The following is a 19,268-nucleotide window of genomic DNA, read 5'->3' as shown; positions in this document are numbered from 1 at the left end:
GAGAACCACCATGTACCAACTCTTCATCGAAGGCCTGCAACGCCTCGGCCGTGCGCTGATGCTGCCAATCGCGATCCTGCCGATTGCCGGCCTGCTGCTGCGTCTGGGTGACACCGACCTGCTGAACATCGCGATCATCCACGACGCCGGGCAAGTGATCTTCGCCAACCTGGCAATGATCTTCGCCATCGGCATCGCTGTCGGGTTTGCCAAGGACAACAACGGCACCGCAGGCCTGGCCGGGGTGATCGGTTACCTGGTGATGATCTCCACGCTCAAGGTGCTCGACCCGAGCATCAACATGGGCATGCTCGCCGGGATTGTCAGCGGCCTGATGGCCGGCGCGCTGTACAACCGCTTCAAGGACATCAAGCTGCCGGAGTACCTGGCATTCTTCGGCGGCCGGCGCTTCGTGCCGATCGTCACCGGTTTCGCCGCCGTCGCGCTGGGCGTGGTGTTCGGCTACATCTGGCCGCCGATCCAGCACGGCATCAACAGCTTCGGCACATTGATGATGGAAAGCGGCAGCTTCGGCGCCTTCGTCTTCGGCGTGTTCAACCGCCTGCTGATCGTCACTGGCCTGCACCACATCCTCAACAACATGGCGTGGTTCGTATTCGGCAACTTCACCGACCCGACCACCGGCGCACTGGTCACCGGCGACCTGTCACGCTACTTCGCCGGCGATCCAAAGGGCGGCCAGTTCATGACCGGCATGTTCCCGATGATGATCTTCGGCCTGCCTGCTGCGTGCCTGGCGATGTACCGCAACGCGTTGCCGGAGCGCCGTAAGGTCATGGGCGGGATTTTCCTGTCGATGGCGCTGACGTCGTTTTTGACCGGGGTGACTGAACCGATTGAATTCGCCTTCATGTTTTTGGCGCCGTTGTTGTATCTGCTGCATGCGCTGCTGACCGGGTTGTCGATGGCGATCACCAATACGCTGAACATCCACCTCGGTTTTACCTTCTCCGGCGGCTTCATCGACATGGTGCTGGGTTGGGGGCGCTCGACCAATGGCTGGCTGGTGATCCCGGTCGGACTGGCGTACGCCGTGGTGTATTACGCGGTGTTTGATTTCTGTATTCGTCGTTTCAACCTGAAGACGCCGGGACGCGAGGACGTGGCTGCCACCGAGAAGTCGGTGCTTACGGAAAACGAACGTGCCGCTGCGTACATCAAGGCCTTGGGCGGTGCCGAGAACCTGCTCACCGTTGGCGCCTGCACGACTCGTCTGCGCCTGGAAATGGTCGATCGCAACAAGGCATCCGATGCTGACTTGAAGGCACTGGGTGCGATGGCCGTGGTACGCCCGGGCAAGGGCGGCAGCTTGCAGGTGGTGGTCGGGCCATTGGCCGACAGCATCGCCGACGAAATCCGCCTCGCCATGCCGACGCTGGGGCGTGCGTTGGTGGCTGCGCCTGCGGTAGTGGTCGAGGAATCGAAAGCTGCAATGGTCGCTGCACCGGAAGCCCAGCAATGGCTGACGGCGTTGGGCGGTAGCGAGAATGTGCTGCAGCTGGACTGCATCGCCCTGACCCGTATTCGCCTGCAATTGGTCGATGGTAAAGCGTTGTCCGAGGCTCAGTTGAAAGAGCTGGGTTGCCAGGGTGTCAGCCCGTTGGAAGGTGGGGTCTGGCATTTGTTGATTGGCGAGAAAGCGGCGAGTTTGAGTGGGGCGATTGAGGCGTTGGTTAATCGGAGTGAGGTCAGCGTCAAGGTTTAATCAACACAAAAAAACCGGCTCAGGCCGGTTTTTTTTATCGCTGACACGTTCAGCTCAGGGTAAATGCTGTTCTGCCTGGTAATGGCGAGTCTGGAATGGCATCAGCGTTTGAACCTTCAATCCAAGGCTTTCTGCTAACCCCCAAGAGACGGCTAATTGATCCTTGCGATTGCGTAACGAAACCATCTTTGGAGGTGCAACATCCTGCTTCGGCGTCGAGTGCGCGAAAAGCTGCAACGCATGCAGCGTTTCCAGCACGCGACTATCAGACACACAAGAGAAGCGCGTAAACCGCTCCAACAGGTAAGCCGCGCGACGGCGTTCTATATCGTCACTGTGATTTTTCAGAAACGCCTTAACCTCGCTTTCAACACTAGAATTCGAGTACCACACTTCTTTCGCAGCGTTCACCAGCGCGACGTCATCGGCCTGATTGAGAGGGCTCCTGACGAGAGTATCCAACGCGGATGAGAGGACGTGCGCGTCATTCACCTTCGTCATCTCCCTTCTCCAGATAGTCTTGCAATATGTTAGTCAGAACCGAAGTTGGTGGCTCTTTGTTGCCAACATATACATCACTGGCCTGCAATGCCAGACGCCGGAGCTCGCTGGTCAGTATGAATCCAAACCTGAGAAGGGCATTGATGTCGGCGATATCGTGATCGGTAGCCCTGCCCAGTTTTGTAATGGCTATGTCGACGGGTGCAGCAATATGTACACGGAGAGGGGACACCCGCGAAAACTCTGGCATGGGAATACTTCGAGACCAATAATCTTCGTGAATCGGGCCAAAGCTAGTGTTGTATTGCAAGTCGTAGTTCAACTCCATCTTTCGCGCAGAACGCTCATCGACAAACGGCTCCGGCACCTCGGCAAGCAGCGTACGCAGGTCGAATCCTGCCGGAATACAAGCCTCATAGATTTCCGCGTCGACGTCCAACGATATGCGGTGATTGGTGTAGAGGTGAACCGCGCATCCTCCAAACACGATGATCTTGACCGCCCCCGGCGCAGCGTTCTCTTGAATCAGTTCCGCCTCGACTGACTTGAACATCGATACCAGCGCCCGCCCCAACGCGGTGTTCGTGTTGATACGGGGCGTAACGACGGGAAGCAATTCCATTTTAAACCTCAGAGTCATAGCGACGGCTCAGTGAAAAGAGCAACATCCCGTTTTCGGTCTATTGCCAAGTTCGCTGTTTGCCAGAGACAACCCAAGGTAGAGAGGCTGCTTCCGAGGGACAACCTGAAAACCCGGTAGGAAAAATCTACTAATTGATGAGGTACAGGAAGTATTCCGACAGCTAGGAAAATGCTTTCGCGAGCAAGCTCACTTCCACAGTGAAGCATTTCAAATGTGGGAACCAGCCTGCTGGCGATGAACGATGGGCGCTCGTCAGGTTTGTGGATCGACTCGATCCAGCGCGCGGTTTACCGCCAGTTCGGCGAGCATGACGATTTGCTGGATCGCCAGTGCGGTGCTGCGTTGCAGGCCGCTGAGTTCGCTGGCGAAGTTGCTGGCCATGGCACTGGCGCAGCCCAACGATTCGTAGGCGTGGGCCAGCAGGGTTTCGGTGTCGATGCTTGGGTTGACCAGGAACATCGTGCTGGGCTGATGCGCCTGAGCGGGTTGTGGGGTGAAGTAGAAATCGACAGCGCGCTTGATGGCTTCACGGTCTTTCGTCAGGTCTTCGACGCGGATGGCTTCTACGGGTGGTGATGTGGTTTTGTGGGGTGGATCGGAGATCAGTTTGTCCAAAATTCAACTCCTGCTATGGCGTGTGAAGATGCCATCGTTCGCCGGATCTCACGCGGCAAAGAGGTGGCAGCTATGTGCAGGGTGAGATCCACCGGAGCAGGCAACCGGCCAGACCGAAGTCTGCCCGCACACAGCCGCCATAAAGCAGGCAGCAGATTGAGCTGGCGCCAATTATCGTGGTGTTGGCGCTAGTTGCAAGCATTCCGGGGATCTCACGCCCGGTCGCTGAATTGGCAGCGACAGACAAAGCCTAGAGACCGAGCGTCCGAGGGACAACCTGAAAACCTTGTGGGAAGGTTCTGGTTATTTGACACAGATTTAAACAGCCAAAAGCCAACCCTCACCCTAACCCTCTCCCAGAGGGAGAGGGGACTGACCGAGGTGTTTGGGAGAACTACGCCGACATGCGATACCGAGTCGAACTCAGACTTTCAAAAGCCCAAAAATCGGCTCCCTCTCCCTCGGGAGAGGGCTGGGCGGGCGGCGTTCCGATGAGGGGCGAGAGCACCGCAAACCCAAAGCCGAATACCCGTGCTCCTCACCACTCAACAGGATGAGCGCAAGCTCGGCTGCAGCTCTTGATCTTGATCCACGGGCGACGTCGGAAGGCTGAGTGGAGGGATTGATCCGGGGGTGGGAGCGCAGCGACCGTTTGGCGCAGCCAAACACAGCGAGAGGAGGTGCAGCGAAGCAAACCGGAGGCGCTGCGCCCGGATCAATCCCGGAGCGAAGGGACCCCGAGCCTCAGCGAGCGGGCCGAACGCAGGAGCAAGACTTTTTGGTTACTTTTGAGGCGTTTGTCAAAAGTGACTCGCTGTAAGAGCGAAACCGCCAGCCGCAGCACCCGCAGAAACGGATATTCACTCAATCAGACAGAGCATGGTCGCCTGTCAGGGCGCCATCGCGAGCAGGCTCACTCCTACAGAAAAGCAAATCGCAGCCAACAAAAAACCCGCAGACAATCACTCATCTGCGGGTTTCCCGTTCCAGCGGCAAAAAGATCAGAAATCCTCCAGCCGCCACACCTCATAAGCCGGCGTCTCGTAAGGGTGACTCAACTTCAAAGCCGCCACCACATCACGAATCAACTCGTCACAAACGACAAGCTCAACCTTCCATTCCTCGACCCGCTCAACCTGCCCCGCCTCACCAATGAACGGCTGACTGCCGTCCAAAGGCCGAAACTGACCAGACCCAAGCACCTGCCAAGCACAGTGGTCATAGTCCCCGATCCGCCCACCACCGGCAGCGAATACAGCGTCCTTGACCACCTCGACATGACTGTCAGGAACAAAAAACCCGAGCTTGTACACAGGCCTCAGTTCACCCAGACGCGCGCGTTACGGAACATGCGCATCCAAGGAGCATCCTCGGTCCAGTCCTCCGAACGCCACGAGTTCTGCACCGCGCGGAACACCCGCTCCGGGTGCGGCATCATGATCGTCACACGACCGTCGCGGCTGGTGAGACCGGTAATCCCGCGCGGCGAGCCGTTCGGGTTGGCCGGGTAGGCTTCGGTGACCTTGCCATGGTTGTCGACGAAACGCATCGCCACGCAACCGGACAGATCGGCTTCCAGCAGCGCTTCTTCGCTGGAGAACTCGGCATGGCCTTCACCGTGAGCGATGGCGATCGGCATACGCGAACCGGCCATGCCCTGCAGGAAGATCGAGTTCGACTCCTGGATCTGCACCATCGCCACGCGCGCTTCGAACTGCTCGGAGCGGTTGCGCACGAAGTGCGGCCAGAACTCGCTACCCGGGATCAGCTCGTGCAGGTTGGACATCATCTGGCAACCGTTGCACACGCCGAGGGTGAAGCTGTCGTTACGTTCGAAGAAGCCCTGGAACGCATCGCGGGCACGGCTGTTGAACAGCGCCGACTTGGCCCAGCCTTCACCGGCGCCGAGTACGTCGCCGTAGGAGAAGCCACCGCAGGCCACCAGACCTTTGAACTCGTTCAGGTCGACGCGGCCAGCGAGAATGTCGCTCATGTGCACGTCGATCGCGTTGAAACCGGCGCGGTCGAACGCTGCCGCCATTTCCACCTGACCGTTGACGCCCTGCTCACGCAGCACGGCAACCTGTGGGCGGATACCCTTCTTGATGTAAGGCGCGGCGATGTCCTGGTTGACGTCGTAGCTCAGCTTGACGCTCAGGCCCGGGTTGTCTTCTTCCAGCAGCGCGTCGAACTCTTGCTCGGCGCAGTCGGCGTTGTCGCGCAGACGCTGGATCTGGTAGCTGGTCTCGGCCCACTGACGTTGCAGCAGACGACGCTGGCCTTCGAACACGGTGTCACCGTTGAAGGTGATGTTGATCTGGCCATTGTTGATCGGCTGACCGATCACCGACACGCAGTCACCCAGACCGGCCGCGCTGAACTGCGCGAGGATGTCCGGGGTGGCGTCCTGACGAACCTGGATCACTGCACCCAGTTCTTCGTTGAACAGGATCGCAGCGATTTCGGCCGAGTTTTCGGCAACGCTGTCCAGGTTCAGGCTCAGACCGCAGTGGCCGGCGAACGCCATTTCCACCACGGAGGTCAGCAGACCACCGTCGGAACGGTCGTGGTAAGCCAGCAGGTGACCGTCGGCGTTGAGGCCCTGGATCACCGCGAAAAAGGCTTTCAGGTCTTCGGCGTCATCGACGTCCGGAGCCTGCTTGCCGAGCTTGCCGTGAACCTGAGCAAGGATCGAAGCACCCATACGGTTCTGACCACGACCGAGGTCGATCAGGATCAGGTCGGTGGTCCCCTTGTCCATGCGCAGTTCCGGGGTCAGGGTCTGACGGATGTCAGCCACTGGCGCGAAACCGGTCACGATCAGCGACATCGGCGAGGTCACGGTTTTTTCTTCACCGTTGTCGTTCCAGCGGGTGGCCATGGACATCGAGTCCTTGCCGACCGGAATGGTGATGCCCAGCTCAGGGCACAGTTCCATGCCGACCGCTTTCACGGTGTCGTACAGACGCGCGTCTTCGCCCGGATGGCCGGCGGCGGACATCCAGTTCGCCGACAGTTTGATGTCGGAGATCTTGTTGATGCGCGAGGCGGCAATGTTGGTCAGGGTTTCGCCGATGGCCATGCGGCCCGACGCCGGAGCGTCCAGCAACGCCAGCGGAGTCCGCTCGCCCATCGCCATCGCTTCACCGGTGTAGACGTCGAAACTGGTGGCGGTAACTGCGACGTCGGCCACCGGAACCTGCCATGGGCCAACCATCTGGTCACGGGCCACGAGGCCGGTGATGGTGCGGTCGCCGATGGTGATCAGGAAGCTTTTGCTCGCCACGGCCGGGTGATGCAGGACGCGCTCGATGGACTCGCTGATGTCGAGGTTCGACGGATCGAAATCATCGCCCAGCTCGGCTTCGCGAACCACCGAACGGTGCATGCGCGGGGCCTTGCCCAGCAACACTTCCAGGGGCATGTCCACCGGGTTGTTGCCGAAGTGGCTGTCGGTCACGGTCAGTTTTGGCTCGGCAGTGGCTTCGCCGACCACGGCGAACGGGCAACGCTCGCGTTCGCAGATCGCCTTGAAGCGCTCGAAATCGGCCGGACCGACCGCCAGAACGTAACGTTCCTGCGATTCGTTGGACCAGATTTCGTGCGGGGCCATGCCCGGCTCGTCGTTGGGAATGTTGCGCAGTTCGAAACGGCCGCCGCGGTCGCCGTCGTTGACCAGTTCCGGGAAGGCGTTGGACAGACCGCCCGCGCCCACGTCGTGGATGAAGCTGATCGGGTTCTTGTCGCCCAGTTGCCAGCAACGGTCGATGACTTCCTGGCAGCGACGCTCCATCTCAGGGTTTTCACGCTGTACGGAAGCGAAGTCGAGATCCGCCGAGCTGGTACCGGTGGCCATCGAGGAAGCGGCACCGCCGCCCAAACCGATGAGCATGGCCGGGCCGCCAAGCACGATCAGCTTGGAGCCGACCAGAATCTCGCCTTTCTTGACGTGTTCTTCACGGATGTTGCCCATGCCGCCGGCGAGCATGATCGGCTTGTGGTAGCCACGAACTTCGTCACCGTGCGGGGTGGTGATCGACTGTTCGAAGGTACGGAAGTAGCCAGTCAGGGCCGGACGCCCGAATTCGTTGTTGAACGCGGCGCCGCCCAGCGGGCCTTCGATCATGATGTCCAGCGCGGTAACGATGCGCTCAGGCTTGCCGTACGGCACTTCCCACGGCTGTTCGAAGCCCGGGATCTGCAGGTTGGATACGGTGAAACCGGTCAGACCAGCCTTCGGTTTGGCGCCACGACCGGTTGCACCTTCGTCGCGAATCTCGCCACCGGAACCGGTGGATGCGCCCGGGAACGGGGCGATCGCGGTCGGGTGGTTGTGGGTCTCGACCTTCATCAGAATGTGCACCGGCTCCTGCACCGCGCCGTACTGGCGGGTTTCCGGATCCGGGAAGAAGCGGCCGGCGACGTTGCCGACGATCACCGAGGCGTTGTCCTTATAAGCGGACAGCACGCCTTCGTTGTGCATCTGATAGGTGTTCTTGATCATGCCGAACAGGCTTTTTTCCTGGCTCTCGCCGTCAATATCCCAACTGGCGTTGAAGATCTTGTGGCGGCAGTGCTCGGAGTTGGCCTGGGCGAACATCATCAGTTCGATGTCGTGCGGGTTGCGCTTGAGACCGTTGAAGGCGTTGACCAGATAGTCGATCTCGTCTTCGGCCAAGGCCAGACCGAGTTCGGTGTTGGCTTTTTCCAGTGCGGCGCGACCGCCGCCAAGGATGTCGATCGCGGTCAGCGGCTTCGGCTCGGCGTGGCTGAACAGACCGGCGGCCTGTTCCAGGTTGCCCAGAACGATCTGGGTCATGCGGTCATGCAGCACGTCGGCGATTTGCTGGGCTTCGGTGTCGCTGAACTGGCCGGCCACGTAGAACGCGATGCCGCGCTCCAGGCGCTGGATCTTGCTCAGGCCGCAGTTGCGGGCGATGTCGCTGGCCTTGCTCGACCATGGCGAGATGGTGCCGAAACGCGGCAACACCAGAAACAGACGACCGGTCGGCTCTTGTACCGGAACGCTTGGGCCGTACTTCAGAAGGCGCGCAAGCACCTGCTGTTCGTCGCCGGTCAGGACGCCGGTGACTTCGGCGAAGTGAGCGAATTCAGCATACAGGCCACTGACAGCTGGAACCTTCTGGCTCAGTTGCTCAAGGAGTTTGCTGTGGCGAAAGGCAGAAAGGGCAGGAGCGCCGCGCAGGATCAACATCTTCGGGACAGCCTCGGGAAGGGGTGTGCTTTGAGGCCGTGCATTCTAGCCTAAACCGCCCTCAACATCACCCGAAACGCTACGCACGGTTGCACTCGGATATCAATCTGTGTTTCTGCCTTTGAAGTCAAATTCCGGGGGTGCACGAGCCGCGCTTATTTTTCCTGTCACAAAATGCCGTTCAGCCCCATTCCTGCGGGGTTTCGTGCGGTTTTGTGATCTCTAGCAGACAAGCCGCTCACTGTCGAGATATGGCGCCCGCAGCCGTTTGCGTATACTGCGCAGATGTTTTTCCCAACGGCTTTGCGTCCGCGGTACGCCAAATGGCTGATCGCAACCGGACTCTTCCTGATGCTCGGTGGCTGTGTTGATAAACCCAACACACTCGAGCGCGTAAAGGAGGATGGTGTGCTGCGGGTGATTACCCGTAACAGCCCCGCCACCTACTTTCAGGATCGCAGCGGTGAAACCGGCTTCGAATACGAGCTGGTGAAGCGCTTCGCCGACGATTTGGGGGTTGAACTGAAGATCGAGACCGCCGACAACCTTGATGACCTGTTCAACCAGATCGGCAAGCCGAACGGCCCGGTGCTGGCGGCGGCAGGTCTGGTCAGCAGCGAGGATCGCAAGAAGCAGGTGCGGTTCTCCCACTCCTACCTCGAAGTCACTCCGCAGATCATCTATCGCAACGGCCAGTCGCGCCCTACCGACCCGGGTGATCTGGTCGGCAAGAAAATCATGGTGCTCAAGGGCAGCACCCACGCCGAACAACTGGCGGAGCTGAAAAAGAAATTTCCGGGCATCGAATACGAAGAATCCGACGCCGTTGAAGTGGTCGACCTGTTGCGCATGGTCGATGAAGGCCAGATCGACCTGACGCTGGTCGACTCCAACGAAGTGGCGATGAACCAGGTGTACTTCACCAACATCCGCGTGGCCTTCGACCTCGGCGATGCGCGCAGCCAGAGTTGGGCGGTGGCTGCTGGCGAAGACAACAGCCTGCTCAACGAGATCAACGCCTACCTCGACAAGGTGCAGAAGAACGGCACCCTGCAGCGCCTGAAAGACCGTTATTACGGCCATGTCGATGTCCTCGGCTACATGGGCGCCACCACCTTCGCCCAGCACTTGCAGCAGCGCCTGCCCAAATACGAACAGCACTTCAAAACCTACGCCAAGAAAGAGAAAGTCGACTGGCGCCTGCTGGCGGCCATCGGTTATCAGGAATCGCTGTGGCAACCGGCAGTCACTTCGAAAACCGGCGTGCGCGGTTTGATGATGCTGACCCAGAACACCGCTCAGGCGATGGGCGTGTCGAACCGTCTCGATCCCAAGCAAAGCATCATGGGCGGCGCCAAGTACCTGGCCTACATGAAGGATCAGCTCGACGAATCGATTCAGGAGCCGGATCGCACCTGGTTTGCCCTGGCGGCGTACAACGTCGGCAGCGGTCACCTCGATGACGCACGCAAACTGGCGTCCCGCGAAGGCCTGAACCCGGACAAGTGGCTGGACGTGAAGAAGATGCTGCCGCGCCTGTCGCAGAAACAGTGGTACAGCAAGACCCGCTACGGCTACGCCCGGGGCGGCGAGCCGGTGCATTTCGTGGCGAACATCCGTCGCTACTACGACATCCTGACCTGGGTGACCCAGCCGCAGCTTGAAGGCGATCAGGTGGCCGAGGGCAATCTGCATGTGCCCGGTATCGACAAGTCAAAACCGGCTCAAGAGCCTGCCCCGCTCTAACCAACAGCATAAATCCAATGTGGGAGCGGGCTTGCTCGCGAAGGCGGTGTGTCAGTCGACATATTCTTTGACTGATACACCGCCTTCGCGAGCAAGCCCGCTCCCACATTGGGTTCTGGGGTGTTGCTTAGGGCTTGGCGGCAGCCAGAATCAGCGCTTTCATCTCGGACACTGCCGACTTGAAGCCCACGAACAACGCATGCGCCACCAGCGCATGGCCGATGTTCAATTCGTTGATGCCCTTGATCGCCGCCACGGCTTCGACGTTGTGATAATGCAGGCCATGCCCGGCGTTGACGATCAGGCCCTGCGCCAGACCAAACGCCACGCCGTCGGCCACACGCTTCAGCTCTTCAGCGACTTCGCTCGGAGTTTCGGCATCAGCGTAACGCCCGGTATGCAGTTCGATGGCCGGCGCACCAACGCGCTTCGACGCAGCGATCTGACGTTCGTCAGCATCGATGAACAGCGACACCTCGCTGCCGATCTTCGACAGGCGCTCGACCGCTGCCCTGATGCGTTCTTCCTGCCCCGCTACATCCAGACCGCCTTCAGTGGTCAGTTCCTGACGGGTTTCCGGGACGAGGCAGATGTGCGCCGGACGGATGCGTTCGGCGAACGCCATCATTTCTTCGGTGACGCCCATTTCGAAATTCATGCGGGTCTGCAGCACATCCTTGAGCAGCAGCACGTCGCGCTCCTGAATGTGCCGGCGGTCTTCACGCAGGTGCACGGTGATGCCGTCGGCGCCCGCCTCTTCCGCGTCCAGCGCTGCCTTGACCGGATCCGGGTAGCGTGTGCCACGGGCCTGACGCAGGGTGGCGACGTGGTCGATGTTCACGCCAAGAAGAATGCGATTGCTGGTGGTCACGGATGCGCTCCTGAAGGGAAAGATTCGGCGCACAGCATATCAGGGCTTGCGAAATAGCTCGCGGCTGACGAGGGGGCGACCGCCCAAGTGCACGGCCAGTGCCTGACGCATCAGACGCTTGGCCGCCGACAGTGCGCCGGGCGCTGTCCAGTCGGCTTCGGCCATGGCCAGCAGTTCGGTGCCGTTGAACAGGCCCGGCTGCAACAGAAACACCCGTTCAAGTCCGGCATCCACTTGCAGACGATAGAGACCGTCCGGCGCGACCGGTTCGCTGTGGATATCGGTATTCAGGGAGAAGCCGTAACCGAGATCGTCCAACAGGCGCCATTCGAACGAGCGCAACAACGGCTCCAGCGGGCGACCTTCGGCCAGGGCCAGCAGTGTTGCAGCGTAATGGTCGAACACCGCCGGGTGCGGGTCTTCGGCAGGCAGCAGGCGGATCAGCAGCTCATTGAGATAGAGGCCACTGAACAGCGCCTCACCGACCATCCAGGTCGCGTTGCCGGCACTTTCCATGCGCCCGACATTCTTCAGTTCACCCTTGCCACGAAACTCGACTTCCAGCGGCACGAACGGCCGCGCCAGTGTCCCGGCCTTGCCCCGCGCACTGCGCAAAACCGCCCGCAGCCGCCCTTGCGGCGTGAGGAAGTCGACCAGCGCGCTGGTTTCGCGGTAGGCGCGCGAATGCAGGACGTAGGCGAGCTGGGCGGGAGGTGGGGTTTGCGACATGGAGTTCTCGATGAAGAAACGCGGTTTTACTCACAACCCAAAACTACTGTGGGAGCGGGCTTGCTCGCGAAAGCGCTGAATCAGTCAAAGCATAGGTCGACTGACACTGCGCATTCGCGAGCAAGCCCGCTCCCACAGGGGGTTCTCCGGTGTCTCGGAAAACCGCTGCTTACAGGTCGCCGTAACCCAGCGAACGCAGAGCACGCTCGTCGTCGGACCAGCCGCCCTTCACCTTGACCCACAGGTTGAGCATGATCTTGGAGTCGAACAGCAGCTCCATGTCCTTGCGCGCCTCGGTGCCGATGCGCTTGATGCGCTCGCCCTTGTCGCCAATGATGATCTTCTTCTGCCCGTCACGTTCGACGAGGATCAGCGCGTGGATGTGCAGGGTCTTGCCCTGCTGCTTGAACTCTTCGATCTCGACGGTGATCTGGTACGGCAGCTCGGCGCCCATCTGGCGCATGATTTTCTCGCGCACCAGTTCAGCGGCGAGGAAACGGCTGCTACGGTCGGTGATCTGGTCTTCCGGGAAGAAGTGATCGTTCTCCGGCAAATGATCGGCGATGACCTTTTCCAGCGCGTCGAGGTTGTGCCCGTGTTGCGCGGAAATCGGGATGATCTGTGCGTTCGGCAGCTGTTCCTGCAACCACGACAGGTGCGGCATCAGCTCGGCCTTGTCTTCGATGCGGTCGGTCTTGTTCAGTGCGACGATCAGCGGGCCGGTCACGTACTGCACGCGCTCCAGCACCATCTGGTCCTCTTCGGTCCACTTGGTGCGATCAACCACGAAGATCACCACGTCGACGTCTTTCAATGCTGCCGAAGCGGTTTTGTTCATGTAGCGGTTCAGGGCCTTTTCGCCACCCTTGTGCATGCCGGGGGTGTCGACGTAGATCGCCTGCACGTCACCCTCGGTCTTGATCCCGAGCATGTTGTGACGGGTGGTCTGCGGCTTGCGCGAGGTGATCGCGAGCTTCTGGCCGAGGATGTGGTTCAGCAACGTCGATTTGCCGACGTTGGGACGGCCGACGATGGCAACGTAGCCACAGCGAGTTGCGTTTGTATCAGTCATTGCCATTCTCCACGCCCAGGGCAATCAGTGCTGCGGCGGCCGCTACCTGTTCGGCAATACGACGGCTCACACCCTGACCTCGGCTTTTTTCATTCAATAAGACCACTTCGCACTCGACGAAGAAGGTACGGCAGTGCGGCTCACCCTGGATATCCACCACTTCGTAGCGTGGCAGTTCGCAACCGCGCGATTGCAGATGTTCCTGCAGACGGGTCTTGGGATCCTTGTTGGTGTCGACCAGCGTCAGGCCTTCGAACTCACCGGCCAGCCAGGCCAGTACGCGCTCGCGAGCGACGTCCATGCCGGCATCGAGGTAGATCGCACCGATCAGCGCTTCGAGGGCATCGGCCAGAATCGATTCGCGACGGAAGCCACCGCTTTTCAGTTCGCCCGAGCCCAGACGCAGGTAGTCGCCCAAGTCGAAACCACGGGCCAGCACCGCCAGTGTCTCACCCTTCACCAAACGTGCGCGCAAACGCGACAACTGGCCTTCGCGGGCCAGCGGGAAGCGATCGAACAGCGCCTCGCCAGCGACGAAGTTGAGGATGGCATCGCCGAGGAATTCCAGGCGTTCGTTGTTACGCCCGGCAAAGCTGCGGTGCGTGAGGGCCAGCAGCATCAGCTCCTGATCCTTGAAGGTGTAACCGAGCTGGCGCTCGAGACGGCTTAGAGAAACGCTCACGGTTTACCCACGCTGAGTTCGTGGCTGGATTCCACTGCCATCGCCGGGGTACGGCGCAGGCCTGGGACAATTAACGCTGTGTTCAAAAATGACGTCCTGAATATCGTGGCTTCATGCCCTGGTGCCGATTTGTGTCGACTCCAGAAATGCATTCGGCGCTGTGGTCAACAGCGCCGTGATTGATTACTTGATCAGGCCAACCCGCGAGAAATTCGGCAGGTGGCTGAGTTTCGGTTCCGGCCAGCTCATCCAGACAGCGAAGGCTTTGCCGACGATATTCTGGTCGGGAACCATGCCCAGCAGATCCTTGGGAATGTTCGGGTCATCCCAGTAGCGACTGTCGTTGGAGTTGTCGCGGTTGTCGCCCATCATGAAGTAGTGCCCGGCCGGCACGGTCCAGGTATGGTCCGGCGTAGCGCGGTAGCGGCTCATTTCCTTGCGGATCAGGTGCTCGGCAGCGCCGAGTTTTTCCTTGTAGAGTTCCGCGCTGCCCAGCGTGCCCGGCTCGGAGCCGACCAGTTGCTCGGCAATCGACTCGCCATTGACCAACAGACGCTTGTCGGCGGTGTAACGCACCGTATCGCCCGGCAGACCGACTACACGCTTGATGTAGTTGACGTTCGGGTCGCTCGGGTAGCGGAACACCATCACATCGCCACGCTGCGGATCACCGACTTCGATGATTTTCTTGTCGATCACCGGCAGGCGGATCCCGTAAGAAAACTTGTTCACCAGAATGAAGTCGCCCACGTCCAGAGTCGGTTTCATCGAGCCGGACGGGATCTGGAACGGTTCCACCAGGAACGAACGCAGCACCAGCACGATGAACAGCACCGGAAAGAACGACTTGCCGTATTCAACCAGCAACGGCTCTTTGTTCAGCTTCTCGACCACAACGGGCTCGGGCTGGCTGACACTGCCTTGATAAGAGGCAATGGCAGCACGCCGACGCGGCGCCAGGAACAGCAGATCGAGCAACGCCAACAGGCCGCAGACCAACACGGCGATGACCAGCAACAGCGGGAAATTTAGTGACATAGGACCTGACTATTCCAACCTGAGCACGGCAAGGAAGGCTTCTTGTGGAATTTCCACGTTGCCGACCTGCTTCATGCGTTTCTTACCGGCCTTTTGCTTTTCAAGCAGCTTTTTCTTACGGCTTACGTCACCGCCGTAGCATTTGGCCAATACGTTCTTTCTGAGTGCCTTGACGGTGGTCCGGGCGACGATCTGACCGCCAATGGCAGCCTGGATGGCCACGTCGAACATCTGACGAGGAATCAGTTCTTTCATCTTCTCGGTCAACTGGCGACCTTTGAAGTGCGAATTGTCACGGTGCACGATCAACGCCAGGGCGTCGACCTTGTCACCGTTGATCAGCACGTCCAGTTTCACCAGATTAGCCGATTGGTAACGATCGAAATGGTAATCCAGCGAAGCATAGCCGCGGCTGGTGGATTTGAGACGGTCGAAGAAGTCCAGGACCACTTCGTTCATCGGCAGGTCGTAAGTGACCTGCACCTGATTGCCGAGGAACAGCATGTCAACCTGTACGCCGCGCTTCTCGATGCACAGGGTGATGACGTTGCCCAGGTGTTCCTGCGGAACCAGGATGTTGGCGCGCACGATTGGCTCGCGCATGTCTTCGATGGCCGACACATCCGGAAGTTTGGACGGGTTGTCGACGTAAATCGTTTCACCGGTTTTCAGCACCAGCTCGAAAATTACCGTTGGCGCGGTGGTGATCAGATCCAGGTCGTATTCGCGCTCGAGGCGCTCCTGGATGATCTCCATGTGCAGCATGCCGAGGAACCCGCAACGGAAGCCGAAGCCCAGTGCGTCGGAGCTTTCCGGGGTGTACTGCAGCGACGAGTCGTTCAGGGTCAGTTTCTGCAGCGCTTCGCGGAAGTCCTCGAAGTCGTCGGAGCTGACCGGGAACAGACCGGCGTAAACCTGTGGCTGGATGCGTTTGAAGCCGGGCAGTACCGGTACATCTGGAGTCGAGCTCAGGGTCAGGGTGTCACCGACCGGTGCACCGTGAATGTCCTTGATGCTGGCGATGATGAAGCCCACTTCGCCAGCCTTGAGGTCAGCGGTAGCAGTGTGCTTCGGATTGAATACACCAACGCTGTCGACCAGGTGGATCTTGCCGGTGGATTTCACCAGGATCTTGTCGCCCTTCTTCACGCGGCCATGACGCACGCGCACCAGGGAGACAACGCCCAGGTAGTTGTCGAACCAGGAGTCGATGATCAGCGCTTGCAGCGGATCTTCGATGTTGCCGGTCGGCGCAGGAATGGTCGCGACCAGACGCTCGAGCACTTCGTCGACACCCAGGCCGGTCTTGGCGCTGCAGGTGACGGCGTCGGTGGCGTCGATGCCGATGATCTTCTCGATCTCGTCCTTGACGCGGTCCGGCTCGGCCTGTGGCAGGTCGATCTTGTTCAGCACCGGCATGACCTCGAGGCCTTGCTCGATGGCGGTGTAGCAGTTGGCCACGGACTGGGCTTCAACACCCTGACCGGCATCGACCACCAGCAACGCCCCTTCACACGCGGCCAGGGAACGGCTGACTTCGTAGGTGAAGTCGACGTGACCCGGGGTGTCAATGAAGTTCAGCTGGTAGGTGACGCCATCTTTGGCTTTGTAATAGAGGGTAACGCTGTGGGCCTTGATGGTGATCCCGCGTTCGCGCTCCAGATCCATGGAATCCAGTACCTGGGCTTCCATTTCACGCTCGGCCAGGCCACCGCACATCTGGATGAAACGGTCAGCCAGCGTCGACTTGCCATGGTCAATGTGGGCGATGATGGAGAAATTGCGGATATGACTCAAATCACTCACGGATCAACACTCAAAAAGGCTGCAGGCTTGGCCCGCCGAAAAATAGCCGGGAATTGTACCTGATACACGGCGCAAGCGTCACGTTCGCCTGTCACCCCGATTGCATACGAAAACGCCCCGATCTGTCGACCGAGGCGTTTTCGCGGTTAAAGCGTTGGCAACAACGCGGCCATCAGCCGGCCCGTCGCAGCAACCACACACCCGCCAGCGCACAGACCGTGGCCGGCACCAGCACCGCGAACAGCGGCGAGAAACCGAACACCAGGCTCGACGGGCCAAGCAGATCCTGGACGATGCGGAAGGTGAAGCCCACCAGCACACCGGTGAACACTCGCTGACCGAGGGTGACCGAGCGCAACGGACCGAAGATGAAGGAGATCGCCATCAGCACCAGCGCGGCGGTGACCAGCGGCTGCAACACCTTGACCCAAAATGCCAGCCAATAGCGGCCATTGCTCAGGCCTTGATCCGCCAGATAGTGGATATAGCCCCACAGACCGGAAATCGACAGCGCCTCGGGCGCCATCACCACCGTGTTGAGCAATTGCGGGCTCAGCGATACGTCCCACTCCTCGCTCGGCGCATTCACCACTTCGGTGCTGCGCTCGTGGAAGACCGTGGTGGTCACGTCGCTGAGCAGCCAGCGCTTGCCGTCGAACTCCGCACGCTTGGCGAAGCTGGAGCTGAGCAGGTGGCGCTCTTTGTCGAAGTGATAGCGGGTCACGCCATACAACAGGCCGTCGGGTTGCACGGCGTTGATATGGATGAACTCCTCACCCTGACGGTGCCACATGCCGTGCTTGGCGCTCTGCGCGTCGCCGCTGCCTTGCGCCAACGAGCGATTGGCCTGGGCCATGCTTTCGGTGGCCGGGGCCACGTATTCGCCGATCAGCACGCCAGCCAGCATCAGCACCAGCATCGGCTTCATGACGGCCCAGACGATGCGCCCGATGGACACACCCGCGGCACGCATGACCGTCAGTTCGCTGCTGCTGGCCAGACTGCCGAGGCCGATCAGACAGCCAATCAGCGCGGCCATCGGCAGCATTTCGTACAGGCGACGCGGCGCGGTGAGCAGGACGAAGCTCAGCACATCGGTCAGCGTGTAGGTATCGCTGACGTCGCTCATCTCGTCGATGAAGGCAAACAGGGTCGCCAGACCCAGAATGATCGCCAGCACGGCGATGATCGCCACGAATACGCTGCTGCCGATGTAGCGGTCGAGTTTAACCACGGGCCACCTCCAGCGCAGCGCTGCGACGGCTGGCCAGCTTCAGACGCATCGGCTCCCAGTACAGCAGGCCGAGACCGATGACCAGGAATATCCCGTGCACCCACCACAGTCCCAGCGCCGCTGGAATCTTGCCTTTTTCGAGGGCGCCGCGGGCGGCAATCAGGATGGTCAGGTAAGCCATATAAAGAAGAATCGCCGGCAGCAGCTTCAGGAAACGGCCCTGACGCGGATTGACCCGCGACAGCGGCACCGCCATCAGGGTCACGATGAACACCAGCAATGGCAGGGAAATCCGCCATTGCAGTTCGGCCTTGGAACGCTCGTCGTTGGCGCCCAGCAGGGTCGAAGTCGGGATCGCGTCACGGTCGGTGACTTCGTCACTGGCATCCGGTTTTGGCAGCAATACGCCGTAGGTGTCGTATTTGATCGCGCGGTAATCGGCCTGACCCGGGCTGCCGTCATAGCGATAGCCGTTGTGCAGGATCAGATAGCGGTTGCCGTCCGAGTGAACTTCCTGGCGGCCTTTTTCGGCCACCAGCACGGAAATCCCGCGGTCCTTCTGATCGGAGCCGAGGTTTTTCTGCGAGATGAACACGCCACCGAGGTTGACGCGATCGTCGGTCAGGCTTTCGGTGTAGGTCACCCGAGTGCCGTCACGCAACGCCTGGAAACGGCCAGGTTCGAGGGTATCGAATTCGGTCAGGGCGTCCTGCTTGTTCAGCAGCAGCTGGAACTGGTTGGCGCCCTGCGGGGCCAGACTCAGGCTCAGCCACGCCACCACCAGTGCCACCAGCGTCGCCGGGAACAGAGTCATGCGCAGCAGACGCTGCTGACTCATGCCGGTGGCCGAGAGCACGGTCATTTCGCTTTCGAGGTACAGCCGGCCGTAAGCCAGCAGGATCCCGAGAAACAGACCCAACGGCAGGATCAGTTGCATGAAACCCGGCAGACGGTAACCCATGATCAGGAACAGCGATCCCGGATCGAGTTGGCCCGCAGCGGCCTGGGCAAGGTATTTGATGAAGCGACCGCTCATGATGATGACCAGCAGCACGGCGCTGACGGCGCTCAGGGTCAACATCACTTCACGGGACAGATAACGGAAGACGATCAAACCAGACACTCCAGGGTTGTCAGGCTAAGGCGGCCAAACAAGCAAACGTTTCGAGCGACCCGCAAGGCAGAGCCGTCGAAAAAAGATGCGGCATTATCCTGTGATTGAGGGCGCCTGTCACTGCGCACACTCACCCAAGCGTAGATTCCGTTGAAGATCGCACAACCGAGGGTTGTCAGGCGCGGTGAGCGAGGTTCAAACTGCCGCCTTCGTCGCAGGCACAGACCTGCGCCTCTTCTATCTATAAGCAGGCGACTGCGGACACCGTCGAACGCC

15 protein-coding genes are annotated in these 19,268 nt (G+C 60.1%); 2 read left to right on the top strand and 13 right to left on the bottom strand.

The genetic code is table 11. From position 1 onward, the window contains the following. The first annotated feature begins 10 nt into the window (after positions 1-10). A complete protein-coding gene (gene nagE, locus E3Z29_RS07740; protein WP_134785504.1) occupies positions 11-1,726 on the top strand; it encodes an N-acetylglucosamine-specific PTS transporter subunit IIBC in 1,716 nt (571 codons plus the stop codon). Positions 1,727-1,780: 54 nt separating this feature from the next. Here the strand turns inward: nagE and E3Z29_RS07735 are convergent, their stop codons facing one another. From E3Z29_RS07735 to purL, 5 genes are all read right to left on the bottom strand, one after another. Next, positions 1,781-2,227, bottom strand: a complete 447-nt coding sequence (locus tag E3Z29_RS07735; RefSeq protein ID WP_007967820.1) for a hypothetical protein — start codon at positions 2,225-2,227, stop codon at positions 1,781-1,783. Then, positions 2,211-2,849, bottom strand: coding sequence for a DUF6036 family nucleotidyltransferase (locus E3Z29_RS07730; RefSeq protein WP_177416190.1), 639 nt, complete (start codon positions 2,847-2,849; stop codon positions 2,211-2,213). The genes E3Z29_RS07735 and E3Z29_RS07730 overlap by 17 nt, the downstream gene beginning before the upstream one ends. 273 nt (positions 2,850-3,122) lie before the next feature. After that, complete coding sequence (locus E3Z29_RS07725; protein WP_134785503.1) at positions 3,123-3,485, bottom strand: DUF6124 family protein; 363 nt, start codon at positions 3,483-3,485, stop codon at positions 3,123-3,125. Between the two features lie 1,001 nt (positions 3,486-4,486). After that, positions 4,487-4,798 (bottom strand): YqfO family protein, encoded by a 312-nt coding sequence (locus E3Z29_RS07720; RefSeq protein ID WP_098967364.1) that lies wholly within the window; start codon positions 4,796-4,798, stop codon positions 4,487-4,489. A gap of 5 nt (positions 4,799-4,803) precedes the next feature. Further along, positions 4,804-8,700, bottom strand: a complete 3,897-nt coding sequence (gene purL / locus E3Z29_RS07715; protein ID WP_134785502.1) for a phosphoribosylformylglycinamidine synthase — start codon at positions 8,698-8,700, stop codon at positions 4,804-4,806. A 285-nt stretch (positions 8,701-8,985) separates the two neighbouring features. On the opposite strand from purL, the gene mltF reads away from it, so the two are divergent. Continuing rightward, positions 8,986-10,446 carry a membrane-bound lytic murein transglycosylase MltF gene (gene mltF, locus E3Z29_RS07710; protein WP_097086355.1) on the top strand — a complete coding sequence of 487 codons (1,461 nt, stop codon included), beginning with the start codon at positions 8,986-8,988 and terminating at the stop codon, positions 10,444-10,446. Between the two features lie 127 nt (positions 10,447-10,573). On the opposite strand, the gene pdxJ is transcribed toward mltF, so the two are convergent. The 8 genes from pdxJ to lptF form a co-directional block, all read right to left on the bottom strand. Further along, positions 10,574-11,317, bottom strand: coding sequence for a pyridoxine 5'-phosphate synthase (gene pdxJ, locus E3Z29_RS07705; RefSeq protein WP_134785501.1), 744 nt, complete (start codon positions 11,315-11,317; stop codon positions 10,574-10,576). A gap of 39 nt (positions 11,318-11,356) precedes the next feature. Next, positions 11,357-12,046 (bottom strand): DNA repair protein RecO, encoded by a 690-nt coding sequence (gene recO / locus E3Z29_RS07700; RefSeq protein ID WP_007965159.1) that lies wholly within the window; start codon positions 12,044-12,046, stop codon positions 11,357-11,359. A gap of 169 nt (positions 12,047-12,215) precedes the next feature. Further along, on the bottom strand, positions 12,216-13,118 hold the full coding sequence (gene era / locus E3Z29_RS07690) for a GTPase Era (RefSeq protein ID WP_003221935.1): 903 nt from the start codon (positions 13,116-13,118) through the stop codon (positions 12,216-12,218). Beyond that, positions 13,111-13,800: a ribonuclease III gene (gene rnc / locus E3Z29_RS07685; RefSeq protein WP_024011703.1), complete on the bottom strand. Its 690-nt coding sequence runs from the start codon at positions 13,798-13,800 to the stop codon at positions 13,111-13,113. The genes era and rnc overlap by 8 nt, the downstream gene beginning before the upstream one ends. Before the next feature lie 183 nt (positions 13,801-13,983). Continuing rightward, entirely contained in the window at positions 13,984-14,838 is an 855-nt protein-coding gene (gene lepB, locus E3Z29_RS07680) for a signal peptidase I (RefSeq protein ID WP_096795193.1), read from the bottom strand. Positions 14,839-14,847: 9 nt separating this feature from the next. After that, positions 14,848-16,644, bottom strand: coding sequence for a translation elongation factor 4 (lepA, locus tag E3Z29_RS07675; protein WP_003221926.1), 1,797 nt, complete (start codon positions 16,642-16,644; stop codon positions 14,848-14,850). 172 nt (positions 16,645-16,816) lie between these two features. Continuing rightward, entirely contained in the window at positions 16,817-17,878 is a 1,062-nt protein-coding gene (gene lptG / locus E3Z29_RS07670) for an LPS export ABC transporter permease LptG (protein WP_098967343.1), read from the bottom strand. Continuing rightward, positions 17,871-18,992: an LPS export ABC transporter permease LptF gene (lptF, locus tag E3Z29_RS07665; RefSeq protein WP_134785500.1), complete on the bottom strand. Its 1,122-nt coding sequence runs from the start codon at positions 18,990-18,992 to the stop codon at positions 17,871-17,873. The genes lptG and lptF overlap by 8 nt, the downstream gene beginning before the upstream one ends. Positions 18,993-19,268: the final 276 nt, after the last annotated feature.

The sequence above is a fragment of the Pseudomonas sp. S150 genome (genome assembly GCF_004526365.1).
GTDB classification, from domain to species: Bacteria; Pseudomonadota; Gammaproteobacteria; order Pseudomonadales; family Pseudomonadaceae; genus Aquipseudomonas; species Aquipseudomonas putida_A.
The sequence above is the reverse complement of the archived record's forward strand: the minus strand, read 5'-3'. Positions and strand labels throughout refer to the sequence as shown.